The following is a 21,617-nucleotide window of genomic DNA, read 5'->3' as shown; positions in this document are numbered from 1 at the left end:
GCGGCAGGGGGCGGAACCACCGAAGGATATCTTCCGTATGCCGCTCACTTCGCTCCCGTTTCACCGTCCCTCCCGTTGCGGCGCCTCCGCGCAGCCCGTGGTCACACCCGACGCCAGGCCGGCCGTCGGCCTAGCCTCCGCACATGGGCGACGTCTATCTCCACGGTCACCAGCCGAGTGTTCTTGCCTCCCACGGTGTGCGCACGGCAGCCGACTCCGCGGCCTACCTGCTCCCCCACCTGCGTAACGGCGACGACCTCCTCGACGTCGGCTGCGGTCCGGGGACCATCACGCTCGACCTCGCCGAGGCGGTGGGCGCTGGAACGGTCATCGGCGTCGATGCGGTGGAGGCACCCCTCGAGTCCGCGCGCAGGCACGCACGTGACCGCGGGGACACGGCGACACGGTTCGAGGTTGCCGATGTCCACGAGCTTCCTTTTGATGCAGGACAGTTCGACGTCGTCCACGCCCACCAGGTGCTGCAGCACCTCTCAGATCCGGTCGCGGCCCTGCGCGAGATGGCGCGGGTCACCCGACCGGGTGGAATCATCGCGGTCCGGGACGCGGACTACGGCTCGATGACCTGGTATCCCGAGCTTCCGGGGATGACCCGATGGATGGAGGTCTACGTCGGCGCGGCACGAGCCAACGCGGCGGAGCCCCATGCCGGTCGTCGCCTCACCGCCTGGGCACACCTCGCGGGCCTGACGGACCTTCAGCCGACCGCCTCGATCTGGGGCTACAGCACTCCGGAGCAGTGCTCGTGGTGGGGAAGGACCTGGGCTCGTCGAGTGCTGGAGTCGAGCTATGCGACGCAGGCTCTCAACAAGGGCCTGGCGACCCAGCAGGAGCTCGACTGGATCAGCGGGGCGTGGCTCGAGTGGTCGCGCCACCCCGACGCGTGGTTCGTGATGACACACGGCGAGCTCATCGCCCGGCTCTAGCGCGAGAGCGCTGCCGCTGAGTCCAGCCGCGCCAGCTTGTCCGGGTTGGCCACCGAGTAGATCCGCGCGATCCGCCCGCCCTCGATGTCGATGCCGAGGGCGGCGATGAGCGCCCCGTCCACCTCCACGAGCGCGCCGAGGGCGCCGTTGACCCAGGCGGCGCTGACCACCGGCCGCACGCCGAGCCTCTCGAAGCCACCGAGCACGTAGGCGGCGAGCTTGGCCGCACCGACCACGGGGCGCCTCGCGGCCCCGCGCACCTTTCCACCACCATCCGCGACCGCGACGACGTCCGGCGCGAGGACGTCCATGAGGCCCTGGAGGTCGCCGGTGTTGACGGCACGGAGGAACCGCTCGAGCACCTGCTCCTGCTCGGTCCGGTCGACCTCCACGCGCGGCCGGCGGGCGGCGACGTGCTGCTTGGCCCGGTGGGCGATCTGCCGGACCGTGGCCGCGGGCTTGCCGACCGCCTCCGCGATCTCCGGATAGGGGACGTCGAAGACCTCGCGCAGCACGAAGACCGCGCGCTCGGTCGGCCCGAGGGTCTCGAGCACGGTCAGCGTGGCCATCGACAGGCTCTCGGCGAGCTCGACATCCTCCGCGACGTCCGGGCTCGTGAGCAGCGGCTCCGGCAGCCACTCGCCGGGGTAATCCTCGCGTCGGCGGGACACGGTCCGCAGGTGATTCAGCGCCTGCCTCGTCACGATCCGCACGAGGTAGGCACGTGCGTCACGCACCTCGGCCTGGTCGGCGCCGGCCCACCGCAGCCAGGACTCCTGCACCACGTCCTCGGCGTCGGCAGCCGAGCCGAGCATCTCGTAGGCGACCGTGAAGAGCAGGCTGCGGTGGGTGACGAAGGGGTCGACCTCCATGGCGCTCACCCTATGAGGCGTTGCGCACCGGGGACGGCGACGCCAACGGCGGCAGGCCGCAGGCGTCCGAGAAGTGCTCCGAGCGGATGCCCAACGCGATGTTCGAGCGGGCGGTCGCGTTCATGAGGCCGACCCGTGCGCTGAGCTCGAGGAGCCCGGCAGGGCCGAGGTCAGCGAGCAGCGCGTCGGAGAGCTCATCCGTCACGGCGACCGGCGTCTCGCACATCGCCTCGGCATACTCCATGACGCGTCGCTCGACCGGCGTGAACACGTCCGACTCGCGCCACCGCGGCACCTCGCGCGCCTTCGCCTCGTCGAGGCCATGGTTGTGGGCCATGAAGTAGTGCAGGTCGAGGCAGAAGCTGCACCCGATCGCCGCGGCCGCCGCCATCGTCGCGAACGAGGCCAGGCTCGCGTCGAGGGCGTCCCACTTCTCCGACTTGCGTCCGATCGACATGAGGTCGAGCATCACCCGACGGTGGTGCCACATCACGCCTACGGAGTCGGGTACCTTCCCCAACATGCGTCGGGCGCCCAGCCTCACCAGCGCGCCATAGATGCCCGTGACGTCAGCGGTCGGGATCCTCGTCGTGTCACCCATGTCTCCTCCAGCTTTCCTGTTCTGGTGTCGGTCGACATGAAGACACCGGCGCGGGAGCTTCTGTGACACCCGACGCGCGACGCCGCGGACAATCGAGGTGACGATGACCGTCGGCGGCTGGGAGATTGGACCGTATGCCGCTCACCACCGTGACCTTCGCGTGCACCACCAGCCCGGCGCAGGCCCGCGACTGGGTCGCGCCGCTCATAGCACGGGAACCGTTGTGGCTCAGCGTCATCGCGAGCAACATCAAGGCACTCATCGCCGACCCGACCCGGTACGACAGCCCTCGCTGGTGGGTGGCACGGGACAAGGAGGCGGCCGTCGTGGCGGCCTTCATGCACACTCCCCCACATCCGCTGCACATCGGGCTCGCCACACCGGAGCAGGCCCGTGACCTCGCGACCGTGCTGGCCTCCCAAGGGGACGCGCTCCCAGGGGTCGGCGGTGTCCGAGCGCCGGCGGAGGCCTTCGCCGCGGAGTGGACCACCTCGGCCTCCACGGTTCGGACCGTGATGGAGCTCGGCGTCTACGACCTGCCCCGTCGCCCGACGCTGCCCTTCGCCGTACCCGGCCGCTACCGCCGTGCCAGACCCAGCGATGTGGACCTGACCGACGGGTGGGCCCGCGACTTCCACCATGCCGTCGCGACCGCCGGCAGCCCCGTCTCGACGATGGGCCACATCGAGGCGGGCCGTCTGGGGCTGTGGGAGGACAAGTCCGGCGAGCCGGTCTCAATGGCCTACGCCTCGGTGCCCGCCGGTGGGGTCACCCGCGTGTCCGGGGTGTGGACGCCGCCGGAGCAGCGCGCCCACGGCTACGCCTCCGCGGTCGTGGCCGCGCTCAGCGATGAGCGGATGGCGGACGGCGAGGCGTGCATGCTCTACACGGACCTCGGGAACCCCACGAGCAACGGGATCTACCGGGCGCTCGGCTACCGCCGGATCGGCGACAGCGTCACGCTCGCCTTCGGCTGACCGACGGGCGAGGGTCTGCTCTGCCGCGTCGGGCTGCTCCCGTGAGGGTGTCGGACGATGCCGTGAACCGGGTCACAGCAGGATGGTGCGGAACTCACCGACCTGCTCGAAACCACAGCGGGCGTAGGTGGCCCGGGCCGGGGCGTTGTAGTCGTTGACGTAGAGCGAGACCTCGTCGGCGAGGCCGTCGAGGACCTGCTCGACGACGGCCGCCATGGCAGGCACGGCGAGCCCTTGGCCGCGCAGGGCCGGGTGGACCCAGACACCTTGGATCTGCGCGCAGCCGAGCGCGAGCGACCCGACGTCGGCCTTGAAGACGACCTCGCCGTTCTCGACACGCACGAACGTGTGTCCCTGGCGGATCAGGGCCGCGATGCCGGAGCGGTAGCCCCGGTCCGAGCCGAAGTAGGGCGGGTAGCCGATCTCCTCGGTGAACATGTTGGCCGCTGCGGGCAGGACGATGTCGACCTCGTCGGGGCGAGCGGGCCGCACCCGCTCGTCGAGCGCGACCTGCAGCACCGACGGACGGGTCGAGGTGGTCAGCAGCGGCTGCGAGTCGCGGATCGCCCGGACCGGCCCCCACGTCGGGGCCAGTTGCGCCCAGAGGGCCGCGACCTCCTCGCTGGGGCCGAAGATCGAGGCGCAGAGGCGCCGCATCTTGCCGATCCGGGTCGCGAGTGCCGCCGCGCCGTCCGGGTCGAGCCCCACCGGCACGATGTTGGCCGAGACCCAGGCCAGACCGTCGAGGTACCCGTCGCGGTAGTGGCCGAGGAGCGAGCCGGGGTGCCGCCGTAGGGCGCCCTCCGCGATGCGGGCGGCGACGAAGACGCCCGCGGCGCGGTCCCGCGCGCAGACCTCCATCGCCGCATCCAGGTCGGCGAGCCCGAGCGGTCGCACGGGCACACGTTGGCGGAGCACATCCACAGCCTGCCGCCCGAACCGCACCCTGTCACCTCGGCGCGCGTCACCATTCACCCTTCGGACACGCGCTCGCCATCCGATCAGCGGGCTGGGCGCCCCTGCGCGGTCCTGCGCCGACGCCGCAGCGGGATGCGCTCGAGGTCCACCGCTGCCAGCACCTCCGCCCCACCGGCGCGCTCCAGCGCCTGGCGGCGCAGCGGGTCGAGGTCCGGGTAGCGCGACGAGAAGTGGGTCAGGAGCAGCCGCCGTGCTCCGGCGCGCGCGGCGAGCTGGCCCGCCTGCCCCGCTGTGAGATGCAGGTATGCCGCGGCCAGCTCGCTCTCCTCGTCGGCGAAGGTGCACTCGGCGACGAGGAGGTCCGCGCCGTCGGCCAGTTCCTCGGCACCGGCACATGGCGCGGTGTCCATGACGAACGCGAACTTCTGGCCCGGCCGGACGACGCTGACCTCCTCGACCCGAACCTGACCGAGGCGTCCCTCCCGCTGTAGCCGCCCGACCTCAGGACCGAAGACGCCAGCCGCCGCGAGCCGCTCCGGGAGCATGGTGCGCCCATCTGGCTCGACGAGCCGGTAGCCGTAGCACTCCACGCGGTGCCGCAGCGGCTGGACCGACAGGCCAGGAGCGACCTCGCCCGCCGAGCCGTGCGGCCGCAGGTGCAGGTCGAGCACGCCGGTGGCGAGCGACACGAGCGCCCGCACGACCCCGTCGCCGGAGGCGGGGTAGTGCAGCTCGACCCGGTGCTCGGCACCGTCGAGGGCCATCCGCGAGAGCACACCGGGCAGCCCGTAGCAGTGGTCGCCGTGGACGTGGGTCAGGCAGATCCGGGTGACCTGGCTGGCCGACACCCCAGCCAGGATCATCTGCCGCTGGGTGCCCTCCCCCGGGTCGAAGAGCAGGCCCTCACCGTCCCAGAGCAGCAGGTAGCCGTTGTGGTTCCGCGTCCGGGTCGGCACCTGGGAGGCGGTGCCGAGGACGACGAGCTCCCGCATGGCCACCTCCTGCGCAGTTCCCTCACCGCCCGGCCACCCTAACGACGTCTGCCCGGGCTCCGCCCCTTCGGGGGACGTTGGGCCCTTGAGGCGGGCCCGGTGACGTCGCACGATCGCACCGGAGGCAGCGGGACGGGGGCGACGGCCATGGCAACTGACATCGACACCAGCAGTGGCAGCGGCACCGATGACCGGACGACGGCGCAGGTGGGCGACGGCACCTTGGCGACGAGCCTCGCAGACCTGCGCGTCGCGATCGACGAGGTCGCGCACACGCTCCTGGTTCCCAGACTGGTCGAGCTCGTCACCGGCCGCCCGGCAGAGCGACCCAGCACCCGCCGGTTCGCAGGGGTCGGGCTGCTCGCGGTCGCCGTGCGTCTCGCGCTGCCGGTCCTCGTCACGACGGCCGCCGGCGCGTGGCACGACGCGCCGCTGTGGAGCTGGTGCCTCGTGGCCGTCTTCTTCGCTGCCGACCAGGTCGTCACCCTCGCCAGCGGCTACCCGCACACGTCCCGGCTCGACGACTTCCTGGCCCTCACCGGCCGGCTCGAACGCGAGGGCGACGTCCTGCTGCTCACGCAGCTGCCGCGGCGCTGGTTGCGCCTGTCGGTCAGGGTCGCGGTCAGTGCGGCGCTGACACTGCCGGTGCTCGCCGTCGGCATGGCGGTGGCCCCCGAGGGACTGACCTCCCTGCATGTCGGCAGCGTCGCCATGCTCATGCTGGTCCTGTACGAGTTCAGCGAACAGGTGTTCTTCGGGTTCCTCATCACGACCCTGTTCCTCCGCCGCGAGTCGCAGTACCCGCACCGACTGTGGTGGCTCAGTCCCGCGGACACGCCCGCCATTCCCCTGATGCTCCATGCCTGGGGGACGGTGGCGATCGTCGGCGGCGTCAGTGTCGTGTTCAGCATGCTGCCGGTCGCGCTGCTCGTGGCGCCCGGGTCCTCGACCTTCCTCATCGCCCTCGTCGGCGCGATGACCCTCTCCGGCTACCTCGTGACGATCCTGTCCTACGTCAGTGTCCGCGCCAGCGTGCGCACCATCGTCCGGCGCCACCAGCAGCGGACCCTCGAGCAGCTGCAGCACCAGGTCGACGACCTCGGGGTGCGCGTGGGCGACCTCACGCCGGCGCAGACCGGGCAGCTGCGCGCGGTCATGGCGGTCTACGACGCCGTCCGAGACGCACCGCTGACACCCCGCAGCTCTGAGGCCGGCAGTCACGCGGTGACGGCGCTGGCCGTCCCCGGCATCGGCTTCTTCCTCGCCGTCCTCGCCGAGGTCTACGCCGAGCGGCTTCTCGGCCAGCTCGTGCCCTAGACGAAGGTCCCGGGCAGCAGCCGCGGTCGGTCGAGGTCCGTGTTGTCGAGGACCCACGTGGCGCAGGACCGAGGGTCCGCCTCGGCGAAGTAGAGACGTTGTCCACCGACGTAGCGGTGGTTGTCCACGCCCTCCGGGTCGGGATCGTGATTGCCCGCGAACCGGGCGTTGCCCCGCGGCACGGAGACCTCGAACGGGACGTCCACGAAGACGGTGGCGTCCCAGGCGTCGCGCAGCTCCGGTCGGTGCAGGAAGATGCCGTCGACCAGCAGCACGGTGTCGTACGCCACAGCCACGGCCGGCACGTCGATCCGCACGTCGCGGTCCACGTCGTTGACGGCGGGCGTGATCGGCCTGCCGCTGCGGAACGGGTCGAGGACCGCTGCCGCGAACGCCGCGTAGTCGTAGGAGTCCCGGTAGAACGACTCCGGGCCCGTGCCGTTGTGGTAGCGCTCCGTCCGGGGCCGGTGGAACCCGTCGATCGAGACCCGCACCACGTGGCGGCCCGGCCCCACGGCCTCGGCGAGCTCGTCCGCGAGCACCGTCTTGCCGGCGCCGTCGACACCGTCGACCGCAACGGCGACGCGCTCGCCGGGCCGGAGCGTCCGGATGCGGTCAGCGAGGGCGAGCACAGCGGCATACCGCTCCTCTGAGCGGACGCCGACCACGCTGGGAGTCAGCCGACCGTGACGCTCGGCGACCCGGCCGCGTCCTCGTCGACCGGCTCACCCATCTCCTCGGCGATGCGCATCGCCTCCTCGATGAGCGTCTCGACGATCTGGCTCTCGGGGACCGTCTTGATGACCTCGCCCTTGACGAAGATCTGGCCCTTGCCGTTGCCGGAGGCGACCCCGAGGTCGGCCTCGCGCGCCTCCCCCGGGCCGTTGACGACGCAGCCCATGACGGCGACCCGAAGCGGCACCGTGAGGCCCTCGAGGCCGGCCGTGACCTGCTCAGCGAGGGTGTAGACGTCGACCTGCGCGCGTCCGCACGAGGGGCACGAGACGATCTCGAGCTTGCGTGGGCGCAGGCCCAGGGACATCAGGATCTGGTTGCCGACCTTGACCTCCTCGACCGGCGGCGCCGAGAGGGAGACCCGGATCGTGTCACCGATGCCGCGCGAGAGCAGCGCCCCGAATGCGGTCGCCGACTTGATCGTCCCCTGGAAGGCCGGACCCGCCTCGGTCACGCCGAGGTGCAGGGGCCAGTCGCCCCGCTCGGCGAGCAGCTCGTAGGCACGCACCATCGTGACGGGGTCGTTGTGCTTGACCGAGATCTTGAAGTCGTGGAAGTCGTGCTCCTCGAACAGGCTCGCCTCCCAGACGGCCGACTCGACGAGCGCCTCCGGGGTCGCCTTCCCGTACTTCGCGAGGAGCCGCTTGTCGAGCGAGCCGGCGTTGACGCCGATCCGGATCGAGACGCCGGCGTCCTTGGCGGCCCGCGCGATCTCCTTGACCTTGTCGTCGAACTGGCGGATGTTGCCCGGGTTGACGCGGACCGCGGCACAGCCGGCGTCGATCGCGGCGAAGACGTACTTCGGCTGGAAGTGGATGTCGGCGATGACGGGGATCTGGCTCTTGCGCGCGATGGCCGGCAGCGCGTCGGCGTCGTCCTGGCTCGGGCAGGCGACCCGCACGATGTCGCAGCCCGAGGCGGTCAGCTCGGCGATCTGCTGCAGCGTGGCGTTGATGTCCGTCGTGGGCGTCGTCGTCATGGACTGGACCGAGATCGGGAAGTCGCTCCCGACCCCCACCTTGCCGACCCGGATCTGTCGGGTCTTGCGGCGCGGGGCCAGGACCGGCTGAGGAGCCGAGGGCATGCCGAGAGAAACCGTCATGGGTCCATTATCGCTTCCGCTTCGGGCAGCCCCGTCCACGGCACCTCAAGGCCGGCCCTTGGCGTCAGCCGAACCCACCACGGCCGACGCCGAACCGGGCCTCCGGGCCTCCCTCGTTCCTCCCTCGGGTCCTCGGCCCTTGGCGTCAGCCGAACCCACCACGGCCGACGCCGAACCGGGCCTCCGGGCCTCCCTCGTACCTCGCTCGGGTCCTCGGCCCTTGGCGTCAGCCGAACAACGAGATCGGCTTGACGATGTCGGCGTAGATGAGCAGGACGGACATGCCGATCAGCACGACCGACATGCCGTAGGCGATCGGCAGGCCCTTCGCGACGTCGACGAAGCCGGGGTCCGGCAGGTGCCGCACCCGGGCCCAGCCCTTCTTGACCCACTCCCACAGCGCGCCCGCAACGTGGCCGCCGTCCAGCGGCAGGAGCGGGATCAGGTTGAAGACGAACAGGGCCAGGTTGAGCGAAGCGATCAGCAGGACGAGCTGGGCGAGCTTGAGCCAGTTGCCGCCCTCGTTGGCCGGGATGTCCATCGCGGCCACCTCGCCGCCGATCCGGCCGACGCCGACGACCGAGATCGGCCCATTGGGGTCACGCGCGCCGGAGCCGAAGGCCGCCTGGACGATGCCGGCCATCTTCTGGGGGATCTTCACCAGGACCCCCGCGGTGTTGACGGTCTGGTCCCAGACGAACTTCGGGGCCTGCGCGATCGGCGTCTTGACGAGCTCCTGGCCGGGCACCACGCCGAGGAAGCCCATCGACTCGAGCACGAGCCGGCCGTCCTTGGTCACCGCGTTGCCCTGCGCGTCGTAGCTGGCCCGGTCGAGCACGGCCGGGTGGACGACGAGCGTCTGCTTGGCGCCGTCACGCTCGACGACGAAGGTGAGCGGCGCACCGTGGCTGTCGCGGATGGCGGCCGAGACCTGGTCCCAGCTCGTGACCGGCTGGCCGTTGACCGAGAGGAACCGGTCACCGACCTTGAGCCCTCCCTGGACGCTGGGGGCCTGCGGGTCACCGGGCTGGCACTTCGGCTGCGGCACCTGCAGGGTGGGGGCCGCGGTCGGCACGCAGGTCGAGAGCGCCCCGACCTTCGGCGCGATCTGGGGCAGCCCGTAGAGGGTGATGACGCCGGTGAGCAGGACCGCCGCGATGAGCAGGTTCATGAGGGGCCCGCCCATCATGACGACGATCTTCTTCCAGGGCGCCAGCTTGTAGAAGACGCGGTCCTCGTCGCCGGGCCTGACCTCCTCCATGGAGTCGGCCCGAGCCTGGTCGGCCATCTGGCTGAACCGCCCGGTCGAGACCCGGCGCAGCTGCCCGGGCTCGTCGCCGGGGCGGGGCGGCAGCATCCCGATCATCCGGACGTACCCGCCCAGCGGGATGGCCTTGATGCCGTACTCGGTCTCGCCCTTGCGTCGGGACCACACGGTCGGCCCGAAGCCCACCATGTATTGCGTCACCTTGACGCCGAACTTCTTCGCCGGGACGAGGTGTCCGATCTCGTGCAGGGCGATCGACAGCGCTACGCCAGCCGCGACGACGAGGACACCGAGGAAGAACAACACCCCTCCATTGTCACATCCATGCCGGGCAGGGACCGGGTTCGAGGTAATCGCCGGCTATGGGTGACCTGTGAATACCTCGAACCGGACGTCAGGCGGCCACCCGAGCCCGGGCTGCGGCCCGCGCCCACGCGTCGGCGGCGAGCACGTCGTCGAGCGTGAGGTCCCTGACGCGGGAAGCCGGCTCAGCGGCATACGCGTCGACGACCTGCGCGACGGTGTCGACGATGCCGAGGAAGCCGATCCGTCCCTCGTGGAAGGCGTCGACGCAGACCTCGTTGGCCGCGTTGTAGACGGCCGGCCACGTGCCGCCCGCCTCCCCCACCCGCCGCGCCAGCGCGACCGCCGGGAACGCCTCGTCGTCGAGCGGCTCGAACTCCCACGTCTGGGCCTTCGTCCAGTCGACCGGCACGTCGACGTCGGGGATCCGTTCCGGCCAGGTCAGGCCGAGCGCGATCGGCACGAGCATCCGCGGCGGCCCGGCCTGCGCGATCGTCGATCCGTCGACGAACTCGACCATCGAGTGGATCAGCTGCTGTGGGTGGACGACCACCTCGATGCGGTCGAAGGGGATGTCGAAGAGCAGGTGCGCCTCGATGACCTCGAGGCCCTTGTTGACAAGGGTCGCCGAGTTCGTCGTGATGACCCGACCCATCGAGAAGTTCGGGTGGGCCAGGGCCTGCGCCGGGGTGACGTCCGCGAGGTCGGCGCGGGGGCGACCCCGGAAGGGGCCACCGCTCGCGGTCACGACGAGGCGCCGCACCTCCCCCGCGGAGCCGCTGCGGAGACACTGCGCGATCGCGGAGTGCTCGGAGTCGACGGGCACGAGCTGCCCGGGTGTGGCGAGCGCCTTCACGAGCGGGCCGCCGATGATGAGCGACTCCTTGTTGGCCAGGGCGAGCGTCGTGCCGGCCCGCAGGGCCGCGAGCGTCGGCTCGAGCGCGATGGCGCCGGTGATGCCGTTGAGGACCACGTCCGCTGGTCGGCCGGCGAGCGCGGTGCTCGCGTGGGGTCCGGTGATCAGCTCGGGGTCGTATGCCGCTGAGCCGGCTTGGTCGGCAGCGCTCGCGATCGCTCGGGCGAGCTGCTCGTCGGTTGCCTCGGCGGCCGCCACCACCGGGGCGCGCAGCTCGACCGCCTGCCGGGCCACCAGCCCGAGGTTGCCGCCGGCGGACAGCCCCAGGACCTCGAACCGGTCCGGGTTGCGGCGGATGACGTCGACGGCCTGGGTGCCGATCGAGCCGGTCGAGCCGAGCAGGATGACCCGTCGGGGCCGGGCGGTCGCGTCAGTCACCCGCGCATTCTCCCCCAACCCCCACTGTTGCTGCTTCCATGGGGAGATGGACCCCACGGTCGCGCCCGGCTCCCCCGGGCTGCCGCCCGACGACAGCGGCGCAACGCCTCGACGACCGATCGTCACGATCGCGGCCCTCTACGGCGCCGGCGGCAGCTCGATCGGGCCGCTCGTCGCCGACGTGCTCGGCGTCCCCTTCCACGACCGGAACATGCCGGAGGAGGTGGAGCGGCACACCGGCCTGCCAGCAGAGGTGGTGGACGACGTGGACGACGCGCCGCGCACGCTGTCGGACCGGTTCTTCTCCCGGCTCGGCCAGAGCTCCCTCGTCTCGGGTGCCGAGTCCGGGTCACCGGAGATGGTGGACCTGCAGACGCGGCGGGTGCGCTCCGGCATCGAGCAGACGCTCGCCCGCATCGCGCTCGAGGGCGGCGTCGTCATCGGTCGAGGCGGGAACGTCGTGCTGAGCAGGTACCCGTGGGCGCTGCACGTCCTGCTCCGCGCCCCCCTGGAGCAGCGCCTGCTGCGCCGGATGCACCTCGACGGTATCGACCGCGCGACGGCCGAGCGGCGGCAGCGCTACGAGGACGACGCGCGGGTCAAGTTCGTCCGGCGCGTCTACGGTATCGACGGCTCGGACCCGGCCGGTTACCACCTCGTCATCGACACGAGCGAGATCGACGACGAGGCGTCCGCCGACCTCATCGTCCGGGGCAGCCGCTACCGGCTCGCCCGGGCCACCGAGGACAGGTGAGGCGACCATGGCGCTGCGCAGGGTCGAGTACGTCGGCTACGCGTTCGGGGACGTCGGCAACAACCTGACGTTCTCGATGGTGGCTGCCTTCCTCCTCATCTACTACACCGACGTCGCGGGCATCTCGGCAGCCACGGCAGGCATCCTGTTCCTCGTCGCGCGCGTGTGGGGCGGCGTGACGGACCTGGTGGCGGGCCGCACGGTGGACCTCACCTCGACACGATGGGGACGCTTCCGGCCCTTCATCGCCTTCGGGGCCATCCCCCTGCTCGTCCTGCTCGTCCTGCTCTTCTCCATCCCCTCGGGACTGTCTCCGGGGCTACGGACCGTCTGGGCGTTCGTCAGCTACCTGCTCTTCTCACTCGCGTACAGCTTCGTCAACATCCCCTACGGCTCGCTCGCGGCCGCCATGACGCAGAGCCCCGACGAACGGGCCAAGCTGTCGAGCTCCCGCTCCATCGGCGCCTCCCTCACCATCCTCGCCATCGCGGTCGTGGTCTCGCCCCAGATCTCCGCGGCGAGCAACCTGCAGCGGACCCTGACCCTGACGACCATCGGCTTCGCGGTGATCGGCTACCTCAGCTATCTCTTCTGCTTCTCGACGGCCCACGAGAACATCCAGGTCCGCGCCGCGAAGGTGTCCATCGGCCAGACCGTCTCGATGCTGAGGCAGAACCGGCCACTGCTGCTGCTGTGCCTGGCGACGCTGCTCTTCCTCACCGGCATGTTCTCGCTGCAGACCGTCGCGGTGTTCTACGCCCGCGACATCCTCGGGAGCGCGGACCTCTACATCGTCCTCACGCTCATCCAGACCCTCGCCATGGTGGGCGCGGCGATGCTCGTCCCGAGCCTGGCGGGATCCATGGGCAAGCGGAACACCTACCTCGTCGCGGCGCTCGTCGTCGTGGTGGGCGGCGCCGGGGTCGCCTTCGCCCCGACCGGCTGGACGGCGCTGTCGATCATCGCCTACGGGGTGCTGGGCCTCGGCACGGGCACGGTCAACACCCTCATCTTCGCCTTCCAGGCCGACACCGTGGACTACGGCGAGTGGAGGAGCGGACTGCGCGCCGAGGCGAGCAACTACGCATTGCTCTCCTTCACCCGCAAGGCGGGCCAAGGAGTCGGCGGCTGGGCGGCCGCCTTCGCCCTGTCGCTCGGCGGCTACGTCGCGGCCTCCGGCAGCCAGCCGCAGTCCGCGCTCACCGCCATCAGGGTCGCAGCAGGGGCCATCCCGGCCGTGCTCGCCATCGCCGCCGGCGTGGTCATGCTCGTCTATCCCTTGTCCGAGAAGGTGTTTCGCACCCTCGTCGCGGAGCTCGCGGAGCGGCATGCCCGGGCCGGCGTCGAGGAGCGCGAGAGCTGACCGTCAGGGCTCCGTGACCCCTCGTGATTGGAGCAGCTCCTCGCGCTGGAACGCATAGGCCACGGCCCAGGTCATGCGGAGGCGGTACAACCGGATGTCGTCACCCCAGCTGAACGGGCTGCTGCCGTAGTGGGCGGTCCAGTGCGCGTCCACCTCGTCCCGCTCCGGGCCCGGGGGCAACAGCTCCGCAGTGCCGTGGCTGAAGAGCGCGAGCTCCTCACCGTCGACATGCGCCACGCTGACCGCGGGGCGCCGCGCGAGGTGCCTCGCCTTGGCCGAGCCCCCGTCGGTGCCGAAGGTCCACGTGCCGTGCAGGAAGTGACCGTCCAGAGCGCTGATGCGTGGCTCCCCCCGGGCGGTCACGGTGGCGACGGTGAGGACCTTCATTCCGGTCAGGAGCTGCACCAGCTCGGCGGCCGAGAGCGTGCGCTCGTCGCTGATGATGGACCGCAGGTGCCCGGTCGCCCGGCCGCGGGAGGCGTCGAGCAGCGCCTGCAGGGCGGCGATCTCCTCTGGTGTCTCACGCATGGTTCGACGGTAGCGGCAGCCACCGACGGCACGCGTGCCCTGAGCCTTTCGTGTCCTGAGCGTTTCGCGCCGAGCGACCGGGCCGTGGGCACGCCTGCAGTGCCGCGCTAGGAGACGACGATCCGCTCGTCGATGAGGCGCTCGCGGACCTCACGGCCCTCGGTGATGAACCGCCCGTGCTCGAAGTCCTTGCCGAACTCGAGCTCGACGTCCCCGCGGCCGTGACGGTTCTTCTCAAGGGTCAGCACCGACCACTCGCGGAAGCGCTGGATGTTCGCGAGGTCGTAGACGAGGTGGTCGCGCGAGACGACGTCGATCTTGTCGCTGAGGATCATGACGACGTCCGCCTCGAAGGCCAGCGCCGAGGCCCCGCGCAGGTCGTGTGTCCGCATCCGGCGACCCGCCGCGAGGCTCGCCTTGTCGGCGGCTGACACCGCGACGACCGGCACCCCGAGGTCGAGGGCAAGGTCCTTGACGCCCTCGACCGCACCGGTGATGCGTTCGTCCTCGCTCGCCCCGTCCACCGGGATCTTCTGGAGGTAGTCGACGAGGACGAACGGCACCTGTCCCGTCCGGTCGTGCACGTCCGTGATGACGGCCCGCAGCTCGTTCAGCGTCGTCGAGGCGCCCGACGACTCGTGAATGTGCAGCCGGTCGCCATACGACCGCAGCGCCGCATAGGCCGCAGCGCCCCCACGCATGGACGCCAGCAGCTCCTCGAGCGAGCCGCCGGCGGTGCCCGTCTCGAGGCCACGGCGGACCTCGAGCACTGACGCCGCCGAGCCGGAGTCCGACTCGGCCGCCTCGAGCGAGATCAGCCGCTCCATCAGCGTGTTCGCCTGGTGCTCGTACGAGAAGATGATCCCGGTGCGGCCAGCACGCACGACGTTGCGCACGAACTGCAGCCCCATCATCGTCTTGCCGTTCCCCTGGGGGCCACCGAGCAGGGCGAGCTCGCCGGAGCGCAGCCCCCCGCCCAGCGCCTCGTCGAGCAGGGGGAAGCCCGTGGACCACACCGTGGCCCCGGCCCGTTCACCCCTGCGCAGCAGCATGTCGGTCTGCTCCAGCAGCGTCGCCACCGAACGCGGCGCAGCCCCCACCCCAGATCCCCTTTTCCCCATGTGACCGATTTGACCACAGGGCATCGGAACGAGATGCCGCTTTGCCGAGATCCGCGCGGATCGTCCCACAGGACCGGAGGGTTCGCACCTCGAGATCCGGTGGCGGCGGTCAGAGCGCGATGCCGACGTACTTCGTCTCGAGGTACTCGTCGATCCCCTCGGCGCCGCCCTCCCGACCGACGCCGGACGCCTTGACCCCGCCGAACGGGGCGGACGGGTTCGAGACGATGCCCTGGTTGACCCCGACCATGCCGTACTCGAGGGCCTCGCTCACGGTGATGGCGCGGGCCAGGTCTCGGGTGAACACGTAGGCGACGAGACCGTACTCGGTGTCGTTGGCCATCCGCACGGCGTCCTCGTCGGTGCCGAACGTGCGCACGGGCGCAACCGGTCCGAAGATCTCCTCACGGTTGACGTCGGCGTCCGCGGTCACGTCGGCCAGCACGGTCGGCTGGAAGAACCACCCCGGCCCGTCGACGGGTTGGCCACCGGTGACGACCCGCGCCCCCTTCGTGACGGCGTCGTCGAGCAGGGCGGCGACCTTGTCGCGCGACTTCTCGTCGATGAGGGGACCGACGTCCACCCCGTCCTCGGTGCCCCGGCCGAGCCTCAGCGTGCCCATGCGCGACGCCAGCCGCTCGGTGAACTGCTCGGCGACCGACTCGTGCACGTAGAACCGGTTGGCGGCGGTGCACGCCTCACCGATGTTGCGCATCTTGGCCAGCATCGCCCCCTCGACGGCCTTGTCGAGGTCGGCATCGGCGAAGACGAGGAACGGGGCGTTGCCACCGAGTTCCATGGACACCCGCAGGATCTGCTCGCTCGCCTGCTCCATGAGTGCCCGGCCCACGGGGGTCGAGCCGGTGAAGGTCAGCTTGCGCAGCCGGGGGTCGCGGATGAGCGGCTCCATGACGCCACCGCTGTCGCTGGTCGTCACGACGTTGAGCACGCCCGGGGGCAGGCCGCAGTCCTGGAGCAGCTGCGCCAGGGCGAGCATCGTGAGTGGGGTCTGGCTGGCCGGCTTGACGACCATGGTGCAGCCCGCGGCGATGGCCGGGCCGATCTTGCGGGTGCCCATGGCGAGCGGGAAGTTCCAGGGGGTGATCATCAGGGTCGGGCCGACCGGCTGTTTCATCGTCAGCAGGCGCGTGGTGCCGTTGGGCGCGGTCGACCACCGCCCCGCGATGCGCACCGCCTCCTCGGAGAACCACCGGAAGAACTCGGCGCCATAGGTCACCTCGCCCTTCGACTCCGCGATCGTCTTGCCCATCTCGAGGGTCATCAGGAGCGCGAACTCGTCGGCCCGCCGGGTGATCTGCTCGTATGCCGCCCGGAGCAGCTCCCCCCGCTCGCGCGGTGGCGTCCGGGCCCAGTCGGCCTGCGCCGCCGCGGCGGCGTCGAGGGCTGCCCGGCCGTCGCCCGGCGTCGCGTCCGCGACGTGGGTCAGCACGTTGCCCGTGGCCGGGTCGTGGACGGCGAGCTTGCCACCACCGTCCGCGTCGCGCCACTCACCGCCGATGAGCAGTCCCGTCGGGACCGACTCGATCACTGACTGCTCTGTCACGCTTGCCATCCCTCGACCCTAACCCCGACCGCCTTCCCCGAGCCGGGACGAGATCGGAACGGGTCAGACGCCGGCGAGGTGGAACCCGGCGGCGATCAGGAGGATCACGGGCACCGAGACGAAAGTCGTGACGAAGATGGCGTCGCGGGCCAGGTTGACCTCGCGGCGGTAGCGGACGGCATACGTGAAGATGTTCTGCGCGGTGGGGAGCGCCGCGGTCACGACGACGGCGAACAGCGGCGCGCCGCGCATCCCGATCAGCAGGCCGAAGCCGAGCGCGATCGCCGGCATGACGAGCGTCTTCAGCGCGACGATGGTCCACACGTGCCGCGCCGCGCGCCCCGCCGCCGGTCTGGGCCCACGCCGCAGCGAGATGCCGAAGGCGACGAGCATGGCCGGGACGGCCATGTTGCCGAGCAGGTCGATCGACCCACCGATCACTCGCGGCAGCGTCACGTCGAGCAGCGAGATCAGCAGGCCGGCGAGGGCACCGATCGTGATGGGGTTGCTGAACATCCGCCGGATGCTCCGGAGCACCGTGGGCCGCTCGCCCCGGGCGTCGCTGTCGAAGAGGGCCATGTAGACCGGCGTGATGATGAGCAGCTGCATGAGCAGCGTCGGAGCCACCCACGCGACGTCGCCCAGCACGTAGAGGGCGATCGGGATGCCGAGGTTGCCGGCATTGACGTAGGCCGCGGAGAGGCTGCCGATGAGCCGGGACCCGAGCGGTGCGGCCGCCCCGCGCGACCGGGCGAGGAGCAGATAGATCGTGACCGTGGCGGCGAAGGCGACGAGCGACGTGACGAGGTTGCGAGACAGCACCGCCGAGAGGGGCGTGCGCTGCATGACCTGCAGCAGCAGGGCCGGCGAGGCGACGTAGAAGGCGAGCCGCGACAGGTTGTTCTGCGCCGACTCGTCGAGGAGGCGCAGGTGGGCGAGCAGCCACCCGACCGCGACGACGATCGCGATCGTCGCGAACCCCTCCAGCACACCGAGCACCGGCCGATCCAATCAGGTCGGCCGGCGCTCGGGTGCCCAAGGTCACATGACGGTATCGACGGTGAGGTCTCCCGCGGCGTAGCGCTGGCGCAGCACCTTCTTGTCGAACTTGCCAACACTGGTCTTGGGCACCTCGTCGATGAAGGCCCACCGCTCGGGGACCTGCCAGTGGGCGACCTTGCCCTCGAGGTACTCCCGCAGGTCCGCGGCCGTCGTCGGCGAGTCGGGCTTGAGGACGACGGAGGCCAGCGGCCGCTCGCCCCACTTCTCGTCCGGCACACCGACGACGGACGCCTCGAGCACCTCCGGGTGGCCCATGAGCAGGTTCTCCAGCTCGACGGAGCTGATCCACTCGCCGCCCGACTTGATGACGTCCTTGGCGCGGTCGGTGAGGGTGATGAAGCCGTTGGCCGACAGCTTGCCCACGTCGCCCGTGCGCAGCCAGCCCTCGTCGAACTTCATCGCCATCTCGGCGCGGTCCTGCTCCGACTCGGTTCCGTTGGAGTAGTACGCCCCGGTGACCCACGGACCCCGGATCTCGAGCTCGCCGACGGTCTGTCCGTCGGGCTCGGCGATCTCGCCGTCGGGTCCGACGATCCGACCCTCGAGGCCGCAAAGGATGCGGCCCTGGCTCGCCTTGTAGGCCCAGTACTCGTCGGTGCCCTTCTCGACGTCGGCCGGCGGGATCGCGAGCGAGGCGACCGGGGACGTCTCGGTCATGCCCCAGCCGTGGATGATGTCGATGTCGTGGCGCTCGTCGAAGGCCTGGATCATCGGCAGCGGCGCGGCCGAGCCCCCGACCATGAGCATCCGCACCGACGAGACGTCGACGTCGTTGGTGTCGAGGTGGTGCAGCAGGTCGTTCCAGATCGTCGGCACACCGGCGCCGCCGGTCACCTTCTCGCTCTCGATCATCGCGGCGAGCGGCGCCGCCTGCAGGTAGCGGTCCGGCATGACGAGGGTCGAGCCGGTCACCATCGCCGAGTACGGGAAGCCCCAGGCGTTGGCGTGGAACAGCGGCACGACGATGAGCAGCCGGTCGCCCGACGTGATCCCGAGCGTCGCCGCGACCGCCATGGAGTGCAGGTAGTTGGCCCGGTGCGAGTAGGCGACGCCCTTCGGGTTGCCCGTCGTGCCGGAGGTGTAGCACATCGAGGACGCATCGTCCTCGTCGAGGTCCTCCGGCCAGTCGAACGAGGTCGGCTGGCCCGCGATGAGCTCGGCGAAGTCGTGGACCCCCTCGACGTGCCCCGGTGAGCCGAGAGCGGCCCGGGTCTGCTCGTCGACGGTGCCGTTGACGATGACGTGACGCACCTCGGGCAGGTGCTCGAGCAGCTGGGCGAACGGCGCCGCCAAGGTGTTGTCGACGATGATCACCTCGCTGGCGCCGTGCCGGGTGACGTAGACGAGCTGCTCGGGGAAGAGCCGGATGTTGAGGGCGTGCAGGACTGCGCCCATCGAGGGGACGGCGAGATAGGCGGCGAGGTGCTCCGCGTTGTTCCACATGAACGTGCCGACCCGCTTGTCGCCAGTGATGCCGAGCCCGCGCAGTGCGTGGGCCAGCTGGGCGGCCTGGTGGCCGAGCTCGCGGTAGGTGATCCGTCGCGACCCCTCGCCGGTCCAGGTCACGACCTCGCTGTCGCCGTGGACCGTCGTGCCGTAGCGCAGCAGGGTTGAGATCAGCAGGGGTGGTGACTGCATCGTGCTCTTCATGCACGGCACTCTGCCATCCGCCCCGGCCGGCGTCAGCCCTTTGCGGGCCGCGAGTCTCCGAGCCGCGGCGGCTCGGTGGGGCAGGATGTCCGGCATGGAGATCGAGACCCTCGACGAGCTCGACGACTACCTCGACTCCGGGACGACCCTGTCCGGCCTGCGCCTGCAGAACCTCGACCTCAGCGGCTACGGTCCCCGGCTGGCGGGCCACCCTGGCCTCGCCGGGCTCGTCGTCCTCGGCGGGGTCGTCCCTCCCGACGTCGCCGAGATCCTCCTCGTCGGTGGCGCGGTCGTCTTCCCCGGTCTCGCCGGGGCGCCGATCGACCCCTGGCGCGGCCTCTACGTCCCCGAGGACCTCTATGCCGGTCTCGGCGAGCACGGCTACGGGGGCACCCCGGACGCACGGGCCTACCAGTGGTCGACGGACACGAGGGTCGCGACGGACGCCTTCGCGACACTGGTCCGGGCGATCCACGACGACTCCGTCACGGACGGGCTCGACGAGTTCGTCGGCGACCGGTCCGTCGTCGGGGTGATGGGTGGTCACGCGGTCGCCCGAGGCTGCGCCGCCTATGCCGACGCGGCTCACCTGGGGCACGCGCTCGCCGCACAGGGCCACCTCGTCGTCACCGGCGGAGGGCCCGGCGCGATGGAGGCCGCCAACCTCGGTGCGTTCTGCCGTGACCCGGCCGCACTCGAGGACGCACTCCCCCGGCTCGCCGCGGTGCCCAGCTTCCGTCCCGACGTCACCCCGTGGGCCCGGGTCGCGATGGCGATCCGACGGGAGCTGCTCGAGCACGACGACGCCCTCGACGCGCGGCCGGAAACCCTTGGCCCGTCGGCCCGCTCGCTCGGGATCCCGACCTGGTTCTACGGGCACGAGCCGCCGAACGTGTTCTGCGACGCCGTCGCGAAGTACTTCTCGAACGCCCTGCGGGAGGACGGCCTGCTCGCGCGCTGCACGGCCGGCATCGTCGTGCTGAGCGGCGCGGCGGGAACCGTCCAGGAGATCTTCCAGGCCGTGACGCCGCTGTACTACGCCCTCGACGACGTCGAGCTGCCACCGCTCGTGCTGGTGGGCCGCGAGCACTGGACCGGAACGGTGCCGGTCTGGCCGGCCCTGCAGCAGCTCGCCCAGGGGCGCCGGATGGCCGGTGCCCTGCACCTCGTCGATGCCCTGGAGGACGCCCTCCCGCTCGTGGCGGGCGCGCGGGCGCAGGCTGGCTTCCTGCCGCCCGTGGAGGGCGAGCGCGAGGTCAGGTATGCCGCTGAGCGGGCTCAGCGGCATACCTGACCGACCTGCCCGGCCGGGGCCGGGTACGACCCACCCCCGACCATCTCCTACGATGCGTAGTACTGCATCCCAGGAGAGTGCCCATGCACCAGCTGCGCCACCGCCCCACCGTCGTCGTCGTCGGAGCGGGCGTCACCGGCCTCGTCGCGGCCCACCGTCTCGCCCACGCCGGGTGCGAGGTCACGCTCGTGGAGGCGTCGGAGCGGGTCGGTGGCCAGGTCCGCACCGTCGAGTTCGCCGGCCATGCCGTCGACGTCGGGGCCGAGGCGCTGCACCTCGCCTCGCCTGCCGCCCGGCGCCTCGTCGACGAGGTCGGGCTCACGCACGACGTCGTCGGAGCGCGACCCGGCACGACGTTGCTCTGGACGTCCGACCGGCTCCGCCCGTTGCCCGCGGGGGTGGGGCCCGCCGGCCCCACCCGGCTGCGCCCCGTCCTGGGCAGCCGGGTGATGTCCCTGCGCGGCCTCGGACGGGCCAGCCTCGAGCCACTGGCCGCCCACGTCGCCGCCCCTCTGGCTCCGGAGAGCGACACGTCGGTCGGCGCCTTCCTCGAGACGCGCTTCGGGCGCGAGGTGGCCGACCGCCTCGTCGACCCGCTCCTCGGCAGCCTGCACGCCGGCGACATCGACGAGCTCAGCCTCCGCGCCTGTGCACCCTCGCTGGTCGGGCCGGCCTCGGAGCGCCGCTCGATCCTGCTCCGTCGCCGCAGTGCCCCGGCGACCGGACCAACGACCGGACCGGCGCCCGCGCCGGCCTTCGCGTCGTTCGCCGATGGCCTGCGCGTCCTGACCGACCGGCTGCTCGACGATGCCGACGCGACGGTCCTCCTGGGCCGCGCCGTCCTCGCCGTCGAGCGGCTCGGTGACCGGTACGAGCTGCACGTCAGCGACGGCGACCGGCTCGAGGCCGACGCCGTCGTGCTCGCGCTGCCGGCGTCGGGCGCCGCGACGGTCCTCGCG

20 protein-coding genes are annotated in these 21,617 nt (G+C 71.3%); 7 read left to right on the top strand and 13 right to left on the bottom strand.

The features are described 5' to 3' along the window. The first annotated feature begins 143 nt into the window (after nt 1-143). Nucleotides 144-944: a methyltransferase domain-containing protein gene (locus N864_RS04795; RefSeq protein ID WP_034714104.1), complete on the top strand. Its 801-nt coding sequence runs from the start codon at nt 144-146 to the stop codon at nt 942-944. Here N864_RS04795 and N864_RS04790 read toward each other — a convergent pair. Both N864_RS04790 and N864_RS04785 read right to left on the bottom strand, forming a co-directional pair. Continuing rightward, nucleotides 941-1,816, bottom strand: coding sequence for an RNA polymerase sigma-70 factor (locus N864_RS04790; RefSeq protein WP_034714102.1), 876 nt, complete (start codon nt 1,814-1,816; stop codon nt 941-943). The two genes, N864_RS04795 and N864_RS04790, sit on opposite strands and share 4 nt — an antisense overlap. A 10-nt stretch (nt 1,817-1,826) precedes the next feature. Then, nucleotides 1,827-2,417 carry a carboxymuconolactone decarboxylase family protein gene (locus N864_RS04785; RefSeq protein WP_034714100.1) on the bottom strand — a complete coding sequence of 197 codons (591 nt, stop codon included), beginning with the start codon at nt 2,415-2,417 and terminating at the stop codon, nt 1,827-1,829. A gap of 134 nt (nt 2,418-2,551) precedes the next feature. On the opposite strand from N864_RS04785, the gene N864_RS04780 reads away from it, so the two are divergent. Beyond that, nucleotides 2,552-3,394 (top strand): GNAT family N-acetyltransferase, encoded by an 843-nt coding sequence (locus tag N864_RS04780; protein WP_034714099.1) that lies wholly within the window; start codon nt 2,552-2,554, stop codon nt 3,392-3,394. 72 nt (nt 3,395-3,466) lie between these two features. Here N864_RS04780 and N864_RS04775 read toward each other — a convergent pair whose 3' ends face one another. Together N864_RS04775 and N864_RS04770 are read right to left on the bottom strand one after the other, a co-directional pair. Continuing rightward, nucleotides 3,467-4,291, bottom strand: coding sequence for a GNAT family N-acetyltransferase (locus N864_RS04775; protein WP_034714096.1), 825 nt, complete (start codon nt 4,289-4,291; stop codon nt 3,467-3,469). A 104-nt stretch (nt 4,292-4,395) separates the two neighbouring features. Continuing rightward, the gene (locus N864_RS04770; protein WP_034714094.1) at nt 4,396-5,304 is read right to left on the bottom strand and encodes a ribonuclease Z; all 909 of its coding nucleotides are present in this window, start codon (nt 5,302-5,304) and stop codon (nt 4,396-4,398) included. 147 nt (nt 5,305-5,451) lie between these two features. On the opposite strand from N864_RS04770, the gene N864_RS04765 reads away from it, so the two are divergent. Then, nucleotides 5,452-6,621 carry a hypothetical protein gene (locus N864_RS04765; protein WP_034714092.1) on the top strand — a complete coding sequence of 390 codons (1,170 nt, stop codon included), beginning with the start codon at nt 5,452-5,454 and terminating at the stop codon, nt 6,619-6,621. On the opposite strand, the gene N864_RS04760 is transcribed toward N864_RS04765, so the two are convergent. From N864_RS04760 to dxr, 4 genes are all read right to left on the bottom strand, one after another. Further along, complete coding sequence (locus tag N864_RS04760; RefSeq protein WP_034714091.1) at nt 6,618-7,289, bottom strand: nucleoside/nucleotide kinase family protein; 672 nt, start codon at nt 7,287-7,289, stop codon at nt 6,618-6,620. The genes N864_RS04765 and N864_RS04760 overlap by 4 nt on opposite strands. 8 nt (nt 7,290-7,297) lie before the next feature. Then, nucleotides 7,298-8,458 carry a flavodoxin-dependent (E)-4-hydroxy-3-methylbut-2-enyl-diphosphate synthase gene (gene ispG / locus N864_RS04755; protein WP_034714089.1) on the bottom strand — a complete coding sequence of 387 codons (1,161 nt, stop codon included), beginning with the start codon at nt 8,456-8,458 and terminating at the stop codon, nt 7,298-7,300. 226 nt (nt 8,459-8,684) lie between these two features. After that, nucleotides 8,685-10,031 (bottom strand): M50 family metallopeptidase, encoded by a 1,347-nt coding sequence (locus tag N864_RS04750; RefSeq protein ID WP_034714088.1) that lies wholly within the window; start codon nt 10,029-10,031, stop codon nt 8,685-8,687. Nucleotides 10,032-10,119: 88 nt separating this feature from the next. Beyond that, nucleotides 10,120-11,322 (bottom strand): 1-deoxy-D-xylulose-5-phosphate reductoisomerase, encoded by a 1,203-nt coding sequence (gene dxr / locus N864_RS04745; protein WP_034714086.1) that lies wholly within the window; start codon nt 11,320-11,322, stop codon nt 10,120-10,122. A gap of 46 nt (nt 11,323-11,368) precedes the next feature. Between dxr and N864_RS04740 the strand changes: the two genes are divergently transcribed. Together N864_RS04740 and N864_RS04735 are read left to right on the top strand one after the other, a co-directional pair. Beyond that, entirely contained in the window at nt 11,369-12,076 is a 708-nt protein-coding gene (locus N864_RS04740; protein WP_034714085.1) for a cytidylate kinase-like family protein, read from the top strand. A gap of 7 nt (nt 12,077-12,083) precedes the next feature. Then, nucleotides 12,084-13,439 carry a glycoside-pentoside-hexuronide (GPH):cation symporter gene (locus tag N864_RS04735; RefSeq protein WP_034714083.1) on the top strand — a complete coding sequence of 452 codons (1,356 nt, stop codon included), beginning with the start codon at nt 12,084-12,086 and terminating at the stop codon, nt 13,437-13,439. Between the two features lie 3 nt (nt 13,440-13,442). Here the strand turns inward: N864_RS04735 and N864_RS04730 are convergent, their stop codons facing one another. From N864_RS04730 to N864_RS04710, 5 genes are all read right to left on the bottom strand, one after another. Beyond that, nucleotides 13,443-13,967, bottom strand: coding sequence for a pyridoxamine 5'-phosphate oxidase family protein (locus N864_RS04730; RefSeq protein WP_034714081.1), 525 nt, complete (start codon nt 13,965-13,967; stop codon nt 13,443-13,445). A 107-nt stretch (nt 13,968-14,074) separates the two neighbouring features. Beyond that, the gene (locus N864_RS04725) at nt 14,075-15,046 is read right to left on the bottom strand and encodes a DnaB helicase C-terminal domain-containing protein (RefSeq protein ID WP_240474210.1); all 972 of its coding nucleotides are present in this window, start codon (nt 15,044-15,046) and stop codon (nt 14,075-14,077) included. A gap of 151 nt (nt 15,047-15,197) precedes the next feature. Next, on the bottom strand, nt 15,198-16,661 hold the full coding sequence (locus N864_RS04720) for an NAD-dependent succinate-semialdehyde dehydrogenase (RefSeq protein WP_034714078.1): 1,464 nt from the start codon (nt 16,659-16,661) through the stop codon (nt 15,198-15,200). Nucleotides 16,662-16,715: 54 nt separating this feature from the next. After that, on the bottom strand, nt 16,716-17,651 hold the full coding sequence (locus tag N864_RS04715; protein ID WP_034714076.1) for an AEC family transporter: 936 nt from the start codon (nt 17,649-17,651) through the stop codon (nt 16,716-16,718). 42 nt (nt 17,652-17,693) lie between these two features. After that, nucleotides 17,694-19,364, bottom strand: coding sequence for a long-chain fatty acid--CoA ligase (locus tag N864_RS04710; protein ID WP_034714074.1), 1,671 nt, complete (start codon nt 19,362-19,364; stop codon nt 17,694-17,696). A 94-nt stretch (nt 19,365-19,458) separates the two neighbouring features. On the opposite strand from N864_RS04710, the gene N864_RS04705 reads away from it, so the two are divergent. Then, nucleotides 19,459-20,658 (top strand): LOG family protein, encoded by a 1,200-nt coding sequence (locus N864_RS04705; protein ID WP_162164498.1) that lies wholly within the window; start codon nt 19,459-19,461, stop codon nt 20,656-20,658. Next, on the top strand, nt 20,655-21,617 hold a 963-nt coding region (gene hemG, locus N864_RS04700), incomplete at its 3' end, for a protoporphyrinogen oxidase (RefSeq protein WP_338033617.1). The genes N864_RS04705 and hemG, both read left to right, overlap by 4 nt.

The organism is Intrasporangium chromatireducens Q5-1 (assembly GCF_000576575.1).
GTDB classification, from domain to species: domain Bacteria; phylum Actinomycetota; class Actinomycetes; order Actinomycetales; family Dermatophilaceae; genus Intrasporangium_A; species Intrasporangium_A chromatireducens.
This window is presented reverse-complemented; position numbering and strand designations above follow the sequence as displayed.